Below are 12,792 nucleotides of genomic sequence, written 5' to 3'. Positions count from 1 at the left end.
CCGGGCCTGGCCCGGGGGTCCCACCACAGGAGGGCGTGCCCTTCCGTGGTCAGCTGGCCTTTTGTCTTCGCTGCGCGGGTTTCTTTCGACGTCCTTCCTTCATGCGCCGCAGGAACGCGACCTTGCCGTGTCGACCATGGCATCCGGGGGCACACACCACCGCAGCCCCTGAGGGGCGCCCGGTAACCCGCATGATCTCCTCATGCGGGCTGCCTGGTAGGTGAGAGCCTGGTTGTACTCCGCGATCTCGCAGTCCACTTGATCGGTGACCAGCTGCAAGTCGAGTAGTCCGACGGCCTGTTCGGGGCCGTCGAACCAGATCCTGCAGCTCCGCTCCCCGAACGCGCAGGTGCAGGTGCGCATGTCCTCCTTGAGGGCGAGCCCGCACACGGGGTGAGTGAGATGCTCGATGAGCGTGTCGTGGTCCGTCCAGTGCGCTTCCGCCAAGGTCAGCCGGAATCCGTAGGTGCTCACGTGCTTGGTGAAGCCAGCCATGTCCAGCTAGTCGGCGCCGGAGCGGAAGATCAGCAGGCGCCGCGCAGCGCACTCCCGAGCCCCGACACTTCCTTCCATGCCTCCTCGAACCAACCGTGTTCCAGCGTGAAGGCGTGTTCACCACTGCGATCGAGCTGCGCATCCTGGGCCAGCCCGCGCGGCTACGGCTGAGCGGCTTGCCCTACTCGCTGTGGCGCGAGGCGGAGCAGACCCTGCTCAACAAGTGGATCGACCCGGATGCCATGCAACTCTGCTGGCGCATCTCACGGACAGCATGGACCGCCGCTGAGCGTGAGCACTTCTCCCAGTGGGAGGACGGCAGCGATCCTTTCGTCCAGGTGCAGCAGCGCGGAGCCTGGCTGGGCAGTGGACTGCTGCGCCGAGTAGCCCTCCTGCACACTGTGGCCAACACATTCCTCGCCGACGGATACCGAGGGTCCGCGTCCGGCCTGACGCGGCTAGTCGTACGGTCCTCGCATGTCCGCGATCAGGGCCCAGGGCCGCATCACATCGTCGCGGCGCTCCTGGGCCCGGTCTTTGGCCTGCCGCTTCGCCTCACGCGCTTTCGAGGCGACACCGACCAGAGGTACGGCAGCGATCAGCACTTCGTGCTTGCTCCGCGGTGGCCGGTTCACCTTCCAGCAGCAGGGTGCGGGCCCAAGCGAGCAGGTCGGTGGCGGCGAGTGCGAGTTCGAGCCAGGTGGCGTTGATGTTGAAGAGGCGGGAGGGAAAGCGGCCGAAGCCGGTGTTCGCCGAGCGGGTCGTCCCACCAGCGGTCGTCCGGACCCCGGCGGTTGGCGACCATCGCGGCGAGCCGGGGGGATGATTATGGCCACAACACACATGCCCACGGCGGCGGGGACGGACGAGATGCGCACGACTCCCTAGGCTAAGACGAAGAGGCCGATGCAGTCCCCATCATGGCGAAGTACACGTGACGGCGACGGGCGTACATAAGTCCAGGTAGGCGGCACGGCTCCCCGGGGCGCACCGGCTACCGGGAGTGAGGGCGCCGGGGCGTGCGGCATGCGGAGCTTCGTCCACAGAGAGATGCAGGGCACGCCGATCAGCACCGCAGCATAAATACCGATATAGGCATGATGGCTGACGCGAGCAATGATCAGACCGCCGCCCGCGGCGCCCAGGACGCTGAGCCAGAGGAGGGCGGCGACAATGGCGGACCTGAGCTGCACCGGCTTGGATCGTAACGCGCGATGGACACGATAGGAGCTCCTCCTCAACTGCCGAAAGAATCCGAACAGGACGCCCAATGTAGCGCCGACCACGGCATAGCGGTCATCGACGTGCTGCATTCGATGCAAGACGGCAACCTGGGCGAGCGTGCCGCACAGCGTGCCCCAGAAGACGCAGAAAAAGATGTCGGCGGCGAAGAAGGAGAATTCGTCACTCAATTTCTCCAGCCACGACTGGGCCGAGTACCCGGCATGGTATGTTCTCTACTCTTCGGGAGTCACCAGAACCCTGACATCGTGCGCGACTCTGTTTCGCTCCAGCGACACGAATGTCCGGATGAATCCCACAGCGAACAGCACCGCAAGGACGAGGACCGCGCCGCGCACGGTGACCGGATCATGTCTCATGACGTAGATCGGCACCGTGATCGCCGAAGCGGCCATCGCGGCCAAGGCCAGTACGAATCCGCGGCGAAAGGTGTCAGGCTGCACGGCCTGGCCCGGCAGTCGTTCCTCCAGCCGCTCCAGGAGTGGGTCCACCTGCGCCCTGACCGTGGCGCGCCATCTGCGCCGAGCGGTCCGGCCGCGCTCGACGGTCGGGTCGAACAGCACGAACTCCGGGGTCCAGTCGTCGGCGAACCTGATCACCCCGCGCAGCGGGTGTCGCCCTCTCCGCAGCCGCGGCGACCGCAGGGGCGGATAGTCCGGCAGGGCTGGCATACGTGACGACGCCGCCCCTTCCCGGCCCAACTCCTCACCCCGCTCGGCGAAATATTCCGCGGCGGCGTCGCGGAATCGGTGGTACTCGTCCGGCCCCGTGCACACCAGAAGGAGCAGACGGGCGGGCGGCAGGGTCTTAACTGCCTCCATGAACTCCCATAGCGTGCCCTGTGCGGATTCCTTTTCATGCGAGGTTCCGGCCACCAGGAGAACCAGGCGTGCACGTCGGATCAGTTCGCTCACCTCGGATTTCCATTCATCCGCTTTGTCATCCGTTTTGAGGTAGGACCGATCAATACCGAGGCGCGGGTATTTGTCGCCGGGGTGGCCGATCGTAACCAATTTGCCGAAGCGGCGGAAGAATCGAGCGACCTTCTCTTCTTCGGTGGCCGCGGCGTTGTCGACGTTATGGCCCAGGACTTCCCCGTTCGACAGCCAGAATCTCGCGCCCAACGCCCTCCTCGGGTCGGCGAGTTCCCGGTCGATCCCGAAAGAGCGCAGGAACAGGACGAACGTCATGGTCGGGAGGTCCGCCGGCAAGCCCAGGACGGGTTGGATACGCATCGCGTAGGTCCGCCCGATCGGCCCGGCCACCAACAGCCCGAACGCGGCGATGGCGAACCAGGCGAGAGAGCAGAGCACCATCCTCCAGTGAAACCCTCCGTCGAACACCCGTCCGATGGCGGCGAACCCCCTGAAAAGGGCGCAGAAAGTGACAAAGATCACGACGGCGTACCGCACCCCGGTGCCTCCTGAGCGTCGTAACACGTAGCGCGTCACACCGGAGTGGGGCTCTTGCTCGGACATCGACATGTGACAAGTAGACCGACACCGCACGGAGGTGGTAAATGAACGTATCCACACTCGTATGGTGGGGGTGCAGCGGGCCACAGGTGCACCTGATCGGTCGGCGCACCCGCCGTCGTAGCTGACTGTCGTCGGCTGGGGTTCGTGCCACAACCGTGCCAGATGCAGGGGTCAGCCACGGTCAACACCGGTGCCCGCGGTCGAGTAGCAGCCCGCTTCCTCGGCTGGCGAAGCCTCAGCTCAGCCCGCAGATCCCTCAGCCTCTCTCCTAAGAAGCCGTCTCATTTGGTGCGCTGGCAGGAGGGCTGATCGGCGTCATCGGAAGAGCGCCGCGGATTGTTGCGGGCGGGATCAGTCGAGGAGGTCCTCGACCGAGGGATATGTCAGTCCTCGGCGGCGGGAGATCCAGTAGGTACGCTCCCGGACGACCGGTTCCACGGTGAGGATCTTCCACTGAGGCACCGCGGAATCGGCGGTGAGACGCCATTGGTCCTCCGTCTCCGGGACCGGTTCGATCGGGCAGCCGGTCATCGTCAACTCCCACCGGTCGGTGATGCCTTCATCGCGCCGGTCGGTGGCGATCACGACACCGGCTATTCGATGCGGTAGGGGCCGGCCTTGTTCGCGCGCGGCCTGGTTGTCGACGCACTGTCGCAACGTCAGTGTGCCCTGGAGGTGGAAGCGGTACGGCTCTCTGCCAGGCATCAGGAAATCCTCGATCAGCTGGCCAGGGCGCCATGCGGGATCCGCCAATTCGGAATCCGGACGGACGTCGCCGCTGATCGTCACCTCGATATCCCGCGTTCCCCGGTTGGTGAGGTCGACCTGCAGTGCGCAAACGAGCGTCTGCTGCTCGTCGCGGGGAAGGAGCCAGACTGTGTCGTCTGCCAGATGGGATGTGCTGTCATCTGCGTCATGGAGCGGGGGCCACGCTGGGGCAAGGACCCTGACGTCCAGGTCCGGTGCGTCTGCGTCCAGTCGGGCCTTGGCTGAATCGATCACAACCGCGTGGGCGCTGGCGTTGGCGCGACGCGCGAGCCGGGCTTGCCAGGCGACCAGCCCTGTGGCCACAGCCGCCGCTGCGGCTGATGCCACCGTGCCCACAGTCTCAGCTACATCCCACGCTTCTACCATTGCGTCCTCCCCGTCGTCTGATGCGCCCTTGATTGTGGCAAGGAGGGAAGCGGCGACGGTACTGCGGTGCTTTCTCGGTTCAGTTGGTGAGCCGGCGGTAGCAGATGAGGGTGCAGGCGATGCTCGTGAAGGCCAGGAAGTGGCTGGCTTTGCGCTCGTAGCGGCGGTGCAGGCGTCGGCATCCCGCGAGCCAGGCCATGGTGCGTTCGATGGTCCAGCGATGACGGCCCAGCCGTTGGGAGGTCTCGATCCCCTTGCGGGCGATGCGGTGAGTGATGCCACGCTCGCGTAACCATCGCCGCAGGTGGTCGTAGTCGTAGCCCTTGTCGGTGTGGAGCTTTCCCGGTTTGCGTCGACGGCGTCCACGGCGGGAGCGGATCGGCGATACGCCCTTGACCAGTGGGATCAGGGCCTGGCTGTCGTGCAAGTTCGCCCCCGAGACTCCGACAGAAAGCGGCAGACCGGCCCGCTCGGTGATCAAGTGGATCTTCGAGCCGTACTTGCCCCGGTCGACAGGATTCGGACCTGTCAGATCCCCCTTTTGAGGGCCCGCATGTTCACCGAGTCGATCGCACAGCGCGACCAGTCCAACTCGCCGCGGGAGCCGAGTTCGTCGAGGACCAGGCGGTGGAGCTTGGCCCACACCCTAACCTTCGTCCACTCGGCGAAACGCCGGTGGGCCGTTGCCCCCGACGGCCCGAACGACGCTGAAGGCAACTGCTGTCACGTGCAGCCCGACGTGGCCACGAACACGATCGCAGACAGCACCTCCCGGTCACCATGCCGGCGCCGTCCACCACCCTGAGGCCGCGAGGGAGCCTCCGGCACCACTCGCTGGAACAGTTCCCACAACTCGTCCGGCACCAGCCGCTCAACGATCCCCACCACAACCGACATCGTACCGAGTCAGCCAAATGAGATGGCTTCTAAAGCGGGTGTCGCAGGTTCGAATCCTGCCGGGGGCAACCAGCACAAACGGCCCCGACCGATCATGGTCCGGGCCGTTTTGACGGCACCATTTGACGGCAGTCGCCTCTCCCAGTGACAGTCCTCACCGCACATGTGAGCTTGTACGGTGGCCGACTGTCGTTGTATTCGTCTACGGCAAGAAGGGCCCGCCGTGCCCACTACGTTCACCGGTCTCATGCTGCTGGTCGTCCTGCTACTGCCAGGACTGACGTTCGCCGTCGTCCGCGAGCGTCAGGGCAGCGAACGTCGGCCTACGCCCTTCCGGGAGACCGGAACCGTGGTGTTCTGCAGCGTTCTCACCGAACTGGTGACACTGGACGTCCGCATCATCTGGCCACCGGGCTCGGCAAGGCAGTAACACCAAGCAGTCCCTAGGGATCGGCGGACGCGATCAGACTCTGCGCGAGAGTGCGGTCGTACAGCTTCGTTCCGATGATGCCCCGAGGAGTCAGGACGGTCGACCACACCTTGACCGCGTGCACGGTCCGCCGCTGGTCATCCTTTTCCTCCAAAATTCGCACGACCAACGCATGGTGCATCAATTTCGCCACGGACCGTACATCGACGGAGGTCAGCTCCAGCATCGCTAGGATCTGCTCAGCGTTGTTGCGTGCGGTCAGATGCGACGGGTCGTATGTGCCCTTCCTGCCACAGGGTGGGAAAACAATCGTCACGCGGTGCTGGAGGCCGCATCTGCGGATCAACTCGATCTCCCACGCGAGGGACGGACGCATCTCGCGCCCCGGCGCGAGCAGCAGGACGATATGCGCGGCTTTCCCTACTAGTGCGGCAACATGATCCTGCCAGTCCTCGTCGGGTGAACGCAGGTAGACCGGACCAGGCGGCGAATACCGCACAGCAGCATCCACCAACGTGTAGGCCGGCATGTCGTGATGACGCAACAGAGCCCGCGCCGTCACCTGCTCCAAGGTCAAGGCAGGTGACCACAAGCCGATTTGGGGATGGGTGGGGAGTAGCACTTTGCCATCGCCGCCGAATGTCCGCAGCATCAGACAGTACGAGGCATCCGACGCGAGTACAGAGTCGATGACCTGGGCGCAGTCCAGGCTCTCGCGGAGCCGCTTGTACCGCAACCACCACCGCAGGCCACTACCCAAGCCGAGGGCGGAAACCGGTAGGACGGTAACACCCCAGATCCCGGCGACCGATTCGAGCACCTTCTCACTCCCAGCCTGCTGGTCGAGAAGGACGTACGCGAGAGGAGGGACGAACAGCAGAGCGACCAACAGCAGACCGACCTCCCGGACGAACCTGAGGAAGCGCCATCTCAACGGGGACACCGGCCTTCATGTTCGACGCCGCCCATTCGCTCGGTAGGGACGGCGGCTCTCAGACTACTCGGCGCCTGTTGCGCCACGCATGGACGCCCGGCAGGAGCGAAGAGTCCTCGCCGACCCCGCGCCCCTCCAAGACGCCCTCGACATTGTCGAAAAAGCCGACGGCGAAACGCCGCTGCCAGGTCAGCAGGGCAGGTACGGCTGCCAGAGAGATGCCGTTGGTAAGAATCGCCAGCCCGACAGAAACGCCGGCAACCGCCCCGTTCTTGACAGATGGCAGCTTCAACACCACGGTGGAATGACCCGGATCGGCGTCGACCACCTCCGCGAAAACCGTGCCGCCGCGGCGAGCGTTGAAGGTCACCATCGCAGCTTCCTGCCTCACCTCAATTGATTGGGTAACGCAGCAACTCGACGGCTCCCGTCAGCGCGTCTAATGCCCGATGCCGGGAAGCCTGCAACCGGCGCTCGTAGCGCCTGCAGGAGCGTCGGCTTGCCGGGAGAAGCTGTGTCTGCTTCAGAGGCGGGAAATACCCCGTGCCCCTCAAGCGTCTCCAGGAGCCGGCCGAAGTCGTATGGCCAGTCCGAATCAGCGAGTCTGACGGCTTGCAGGCGTGAAAGTGTCTCGAGCGCGGTAGTTCATGCCCAGGTGGCATCACTGCCCCTCCGACGAGCACCGGTATGAGAGCTTTGCCGTGCCGGAAAGCGGTCTCCAACTCAACGCGTACCAGGTCGGCCGACTCATCCAGCCGCCGCTGCCCCTGGTCATTCGAGCTACTCAGCCAGTCAGGCCCTAAGACCGCGATCACCGCGCGAGACGCGAGTAACGATAGACACGTTCCTTCCCGAAATACCTCCGCAGGTCGGCAGCGAGTCGTCCGGTCCACGGAGCCGAGTCCGAACGTCGATAAGAAATGAAAATCGCCCGCCGCTCCTTCGCGGGCATCCGATCTTCAGGTGCTTGCATCACCGCTCCCGTCCGCGTCCTATCCGCCCGGCTCGTGTGGAGGGGACCACAAGGGCGCTGTACGCAGCCTTCCGACAAGCACACGTGATAACAAGGGTGCAGGGGAGCGCACAGACGGCGCACGCAAGTTATCCGCGGACGGTGCATGAAGACCCGTCGCTGTCGCAGGAGCACGCCGTGCACGGGCCCGATCCCCCGGATGCGTAGAGCGTGTCTCAAGTGCACCGAGGACCCGGCCAGTGACCTGCTCCAGTTCCTGGCCGGACGCTCGCTGGGACTCGGCAAGGACGTCCTGCGGGTCGTCATCGCCGAGGTGACAGAAGGCAAGCTCACGATCACGCGGCGCCTGCACTGGGACCTGCAGAACGAACCCGGCCTGCTCACCGGCCAGGCGGACCACTACTCGCCCCGGACCGTGCTCCTGGTCGACCGGCTCCACCACGCCGGCGCCGCAGGTGTCCCGGCCCCGACGTGCCCACACTGCCAGCGCACCGTCCGGCTCGGACACTCGATCAAACGGCTTCGGGTCTGCGGCAACTGCTACAACCGCTCGCTCGCCGAGCCCTGCAAACGGTGCCACCGCTCCCGCCCACCCGCCGGCAGAGACGCCAGCGGCGCCCCGTTCTGCAACACCTGCCGCGACAAGGAGGCGACCTGCCAGGAAACATGCATCGGCTGCGGCAAATCCCGGGCCGTCTCCGCCCGCACTGATCAAGGACCGCTCTGCACGGCCTGCCCGCAAGCCGCCCACGATGACGTGCACCTCCTGCGGCAACCTGCGGCCCCGCTTCCACAGCACCACCGACTCCCCCCGCTGCCGGGCCTGCCTGCTGACGCCACAGCCCTGCACGGACTGCGGCCGGACGAGACGGGTGGTCGCCAGAACCGACCGCGGCCCGTTCTGCGAAAACTGCTGGGAAGTCGCGCCCGAGGCTCGAAAGCCGTGCGAGAACTGCGGCAACGTCGAGCGGCCGTTCCACTTCGGTTTGTGCCGTCTCTGCGCCGGTGAGCGGCATCTGCGGACGCGGCTGACGCCGCCGGACGGCAAGCCGCGTCCCGAGCTCGACCAGATCGCAGCCGCTCTGCTCGACCACAATCCGCGCAGGGCACTGCTCTATACGCGCGAGTCGAAAGCGGCCGCAGGGCTCCTGAACGACCTGGCCTCCGGGGCCTGCGACCTCAGCCATGAGGCTCTCGACGCCCGTACGGCAGACCACCGCCGCGACCTGGCCATCGACTGGTTCCGCTCCGTCCTGGTCGCCGCCGGCATTCTGCCCGTCCGCGACGAATACCTCGCCCGCCTGGAACGGTGGATCGAGTTCAAGACCGCGGCCCTGGACGATCCCGACCACCGACAGTTGATCACCGCCTACGCCCGCTGGGACCGGGTCGCTCGGATTCGGCGCCGTGCCCGCGGAAAGCCGATCGCCGCCTCGACAGCGGACGTCACGCAGACGCAGATCTCCAAGGCCGTGCTGTTCCTGTCCTGGCTCAGAGACCAGGGCGAAACGCTGGCAACCTGCCGGCAGACGCACATCGATCTCTGGCTCACCTCCGAGCCCCACCAGGGCCCCTACGCCGCCGGCCCGTTCGTGGCCTGGGCCGTCCGCAGCAAGTTCGCCTCCCAGATCAGCAGCCCCACCCGGGCACGACGGATCTGCCACCGCCCGCTCGACGCGGACGAACGATGGAAGATCGCCCGTCGGCTCCTCAACGACGACTCCTTCGAGACCAAGGACCGCGTCGCCGGTCTGATGGTCCTGCTCTACGGCCAGACCCCCGCCAGGACCTGCCGCCTGACCACCGCCCACGTCCTGCACGACGAGGACGGCGTCGCCCTCCGCATCAACAAAACGCCGCTCAGGCTGCCACCGCCTCTGGCAGACAGCCATCACGATCTCCAAGCCATGCTGCCCAACCCGGTCAGGATCAGCAGCGAGGACCGCCGGCAGCGTCGTGCTGCTGTCCCACACGCTGATCTGCACCGCACCGCCGTCGATCTCCAGCGTCAGCAAGCACGGCCCAGGCGCGTACTTGCGGGCGTTGGTGACCAGCTCGCTGACCACGAGCTGCACCATGCCCATCGCACGACCGGACACCGGAAGACCGTGAACGCCTTGGACATCGGTCAGAAACGAACGAGCCAGGTAGCGGGCCGCCGCGATCTCCTCGCTGCCCTCGAATGCCGCGGACACCGATATTGACGCGCTGACCAGCCGTTGCTGGTCATCACCCTCCGCCGCCTGGTCCATACGGCCCGCCTTGATCCCCGAGCAGTCGCACACCACGCGACCCGTTTAGCCCCGAAACGTCAGACAACGCTCACCATGATGGGGCGCCTTGAAAATCCCCACCCCCTGCTCGGTGGTGACCCGGACCTGCTCGGCGGATCTCCCCACGTCGTCCGCAGCCACCCGTTTCCAGGGGCGGTGCGTGGCCGACTCTGCCAGGAGCCGCCCGCTGAGGGATGCTTGCGCCAGAGCCCGCCTACGCGTGGGAGGTCGTGCCTGGGAGACAGTCCTTCGTCGCGGTGTGCGTGCTCCTGGCGGTACAGCGGTACATCCGGACGTAACGGTCAGCGGGAGAAATTCGACAGGGCTCAGCTATGGGACCACTCCTGGCCGGCTGTCACCTCGCGTGCGACGTGACGCCACTGGTCCACTCCGCCGGGCAGGGGCCAAGCCCAGGTCGGTTGTTCCGCGGTGTTCAGCTCGTGAAAGAGGCGGACGAGCTGGGGCCCGGCGGTGGCGGCACCGTCCGGGACTGTGGGGCCGTGGACGGCGCGGAGTTCGGCGAAGCGTGCCAGTTCGTCCTCGTAGAAACCCACGACCTGATCGATGCGTGTTGCCAGGTCACCGCGCGGCACCGTGCGGTGCAACTGCAGCAGCGGTGGCTCGACGGATTCGGCGATCGCCGCGGCAAGCCGCGCGTGACCGTCCAGGATCAGATGGCAGTCCAGGCCACTTACCCACCACATCAAGACGGGCGGGAGCGTCCCTTCACGGGCCTGCTTGCGGTACGCCTTGACCCGGCTGTCGTCGGAATCGGGCATCGGCCGCAGCGGAAGGACCTCCCACGAATGAGAATGGAAGAACCAGTCGATGTATCCGTTCGGATGGCCGTCGACGAGCATCGAGCCCCAGTACTCGGCGTGCGAGGTGTCAGCGTGACGCCAGCGCCGGAGCGGACTCTCGCACGAGAGTAGCCACCGGCCCTCGTGCAACGGGCTGTCCGGCGAATCGATGAGGTAGTGCGCAAAGCGGTGAGCCCACCGTTCCGGGCTGCCCGCCAGGGCTCGCCCCGTATCGGCACGCAACGGCGGAACGAAGGAGCGGTACTCGTCGGTGCGCCAGAAGTCCACGCCCTGGAGCTGCTCGTCGACAACAGCGAGCAGCACGGGCCGCGACAGCTGGGAGACCAGCAGTCGCGGCCCGGCACTGAACACGCACAGCCCCGGCTGGAGGCGGTCCTGCATGTCCAGGGACAGGCCCACCCACGTGCCGTCGTCCTTCGTGACATCGCTGCGCTGCATGCCGAGAGCGTAGATGCTGCTGTGGTGGCCCCCCAGGGCACCCTTGCCTTTCGACACGGCCCCCACACTCCGTGATCCGGTGGCTTCGGCCGGAATCATGCGCGGGTGCTCGTTGAGACCCCTCACTCCGTTGAGCTCCGGACCGAATGAGGCGACGAGCGGCCCCGGCCGATTTCAGAGATCCCCATCAACCACCGAGAGGGGCACAGCGATGGCTCTATTCCGCACGCCGAGATATCCGACCTTGCCGATACTGGCGAAGAAGACCGGCAAGGCCGGCTACATCGAGCACTGCAAGGCCGCCCGCGTCGACGACGACGGCAAGCCCACTTCGGAGCTCACCGGGCCGGGCAGCGCATGGATGGAGCTGGACGCGGCCCTGCACCGCTCCATCGGCATCGCGGCCGCCGCCGTCACCACCTGGCTCACCACCCGCCCCGGCGCCCGCCGATGACCCGCACCCGCCTGGAGCGCGTACGCGCCGCGGCTGGGTTGCCTCCCTGGACCTCCAGGATCCCCGACGACGTCATCGACGGCTGGAAGCAGCTGCTGGTGACCTACACCGACAAGAGCGGCCAGGTCCGCGAGCGACGCTCACGCATCGACGTCATGATGCGCATCCGCGGCTTCTACCTCGACATCCAGGAGTGGGCGCACGAAGACCCGTTCTGGGCCCGGTGGGCCGCCCCCAGCCCCATCACCCGAGGCGAAGGTGCCGGCAACCCGGGCCCCGGGTCTGACTCCTCCCACACCAACACACCACCGGCCCCGCCCCAGGCGGGGCCGCAGTGGCCCTCGCGCTCGCCCGTCAGGACCCCGCCTGCCGTCACCGCTCACGCCGGGAACGCTGTACCGCAGTTTCTTCTTGCCGAGTTCCGGCCACACCGCCTGTGGGGTCCACGCGCTCCAGCTTGGTCCAGCCGGTCCAGCCTCGTTCTTTGAGCAGCTCGATCAGCCGACGGGCTGGCGGCACTATGTTGAACGCCAGGGTGTCCATCAGTTTGACGAGGGGTGGCTCGATGTCGATGTCGTCGATGTATTCCTCGCCCTGCTCGTCGGCCATTTGAGTGATGTAGGCGGCCAGTTTGTCGGCCAACTCGACCAGCCGGGGGTCGTCGTCGGTGCGGTCGAGTGCCTGGCTCAGCGTGAGGTAGAAGCCGATGAGCTGCGGGTCGGCGATCTGCTCTTGCTTGCGTGCCATCCACTCCGGGACTCGCTCGGGTGAGAGCGCGACCAGCGGGATCCAGCCGTCGCGTTCGACCTGGACGATCCGCTCGTCGACCCCGAGCGCCCTCAGCCGGTCGAGATACTCGACCACCTCCGGGGGCAGCGCCAGGTGGTCACCGGAGGCAAGGCGGGCGATCCGCTCCCGGTGCCGCTGCCGCTCCCTGATCTCCGCGCGCAGCCGCTTGTCGATGTCCGCGACCGCCGCGGCGAACTCCTCCTCGTCGGCCTGCAGCAGCTCCCGCACACGCGCCAGCGGGACTCCGGCTTCGGCAAGGGTCCGGATCTTGATCAGCTCGACGACAGCGCTGGCGTCGTACCTCCGGTAGCCGGAGTGGTCCCGCTCCGGCTCCGGCAGCAGTCCCTTGGCGTGATAGTGCCTCACCGCGCGCACCGTTACTCCGGCGTACGACGCCAGCTCGCCGATGGTCAGCATCGGACCAGTCTCCTAGA

General features: G+C 66.4%; 10 protein-coding genes and 3 pseudogenes. 3 read left to right on the top strand and 10 right to left on the bottom strand.

Features of this window, described 5'->3' with window-relative positions:
- Nucleotides 1-99 precede the first annotated feature (99 nt).
- Complete coding sequence (locus tag AB0E02_RS13625) at nucleotides 100-495, bottom strand: hypothetical protein (RefSeq protein WP_362138530.1); 396 nt, start codon at nucleotides 493-495, stop codon at nucleotides 100-102.
- Between the two features lie 113 nt (nucleotides 496-608).
- Here AB0E02_RS13625 and AB0E02_RS13620 point away from each other — a divergent pair, with 113 nt between their 5' ends.
- On the top strand, nucleotides 609-1,205 hold the full coding sequence (locus AB0E02_RS13620; RefSeq protein ID WP_362138763.1) for a hypothetical protein: 597 nt from the start codon (nucleotides 609-611) through the stop codon (nucleotides 1,203-1,205).
- Between the two features lie 38 nt (nucleotides 1,206-1,243).
- Here AB0E02_RS13620 and AB0E02_RS13615 read toward each other — a convergent pair.
- From AB0E02_RS13615 to AB0E02_RS13600, 4 genes and pseudogenes are all read right to left on the bottom strand, one after another.
- Nucleotides 1,244-1,450: pseudogene (locus tag AB0E02_RS13615) on the bottom strand (DUF3099 domain-containing protein); the annotation flags it as partial.
- 502 nt (nucleotides 1,451-1,952) lie between these two features.
- Nucleotides 1,953-3,221 carry a hypothetical protein gene (locus AB0E02_RS13610; RefSeq protein WP_362138528.1) on the bottom strand — a complete coding sequence of 423 codons (1,269 nt, stop codon included), beginning with the start codon at nucleotides 3,219-3,221 and terminating at the stop codon, nucleotides 1,953-1,955.
- A gap of 345 nt (nucleotides 3,222-3,566) precedes the next feature.
- Nucleotides 3,567-4,310 carry a hypothetical protein gene (locus tag AB0E02_RS13605; RefSeq protein ID WP_362138526.1) on the bottom strand — a complete coding sequence of 248 codons (744 nt, stop codon included), beginning with the start codon at nucleotides 4,308-4,310 and terminating at the stop codon, nucleotides 3,567-3,569.
- Between the two features lie 118 nt (nucleotides 4,311-4,428).
- Nucleotides 4,429-5,246 (bottom strand): annotated as a pseudogene (locus tag AB0E02_RS13600) (IS5 family transposase).
- 223 nt (nucleotides 5,247-5,469) lie between these two features.
- Here AB0E02_RS13600 and AB0E02_RS13595 point away from each other — a divergent pair.
- Entirely contained in the window at nucleotides 5,470-5,676 is a 207-nt protein-coding gene (locus tag AB0E02_RS13595; protein WP_362138524.1) for a DUF6338 family protein, read from the top strand.
- A 13-nt stretch (nucleotides 5,677-5,689) separates the two neighbouring features.
- Here AB0E02_RS13595 and AB0E02_RS13590 read toward each other — a convergent pair whose 3' ends face one another.
- The 4 genes and pseudogenes from AB0E02_RS13590 to AB0E02_RS13575 all read right to left on the bottom strand — a co-directional run bounded on the left by AB0E02_RS13590 (nucleotide 5,690) and on the right by AB0E02_RS13575 (nucleotide 11,214).
- Nucleotides 5,690-6,565, bottom strand: coding sequence for a hypothetical protein (locus AB0E02_RS13590; RefSeq protein WP_362138522.1), 876 nt, complete (start codon nucleotides 6,563-6,565; stop codon nucleotides 5,690-5,692).
- Between the two features lie 103 nt (nucleotides 6,566-6,668).
- A complete protein-coding gene (locus tag AB0E02_RS13585) occupies nucleotides 6,669-6,983 on the bottom strand; it encodes a hypothetical protein (protein ID WP_362138520.1) in 315 nt (104 codons plus the stop codon).
- Between the two features lie 2,480 nt (nucleotides 6,984-9,463).
- A pseudogene (locus AB0E02_RS13580) lies at nucleotides 9,464-9,835 on the bottom strand (ATP-binding protein); the annotation flags it as partial.
- Nucleotides 9,836-10,182: 347 nt separating this feature from the next.
- A complete protein-coding gene (locus AB0E02_RS13575; protein ID WP_362138518.1) occupies nucleotides 10,183-11,214 on the bottom strand; it encodes a hypothetical protein in 1,032 nt (343 codons plus the stop codon).
- Nucleotides 11,215-11,359: 145 nt separating this feature from the next.
- Between AB0E02_RS13575 and AB0E02_RS13570 the strand changes: the two genes are divergently transcribed.
- Nucleotides 11,360-11,569, top strand: a complete 210-nt coding sequence (locus AB0E02_RS13570; RefSeq protein WP_362138516.1) for a hypothetical protein — start codon at nucleotides 11,360-11,362, stop codon at nucleotides 11,567-11,569.
- Between the two features lie 372 nt (nucleotides 11,570-11,941).
- Here AB0E02_RS13570 and AB0E02_RS13565 read toward each other — a convergent pair whose 3' ends face one another.
- Nucleotides 11,942-12,775, bottom strand: a complete 834-nt coding sequence (locus AB0E02_RS13565) for a MerR family transcriptional regulator (protein ID WP_362138513.1) — start codon at nucleotides 12,773-12,775, stop codon at nucleotides 11,942-11,944.
- Nucleotides 12,776-12,792 lie beyond the last annotated feature (17 nt).

The organism is Streptomyces sp. NPDC048196, assembly GCF_040652715.1.
In the GTDB taxonomy this organism is placed as follows: domain Bacteria; phylum Actinomycetota; class Actinomycetes; order Streptomycetales; family Streptomycetaceae; genus Streptomyces; species Streptomyces siderophoricus.
The sequence above is the reverse complement of the archived record's forward strand: the minus strand, read 5'-3'. Positions and strand labels throughout refer to the sequence as shown.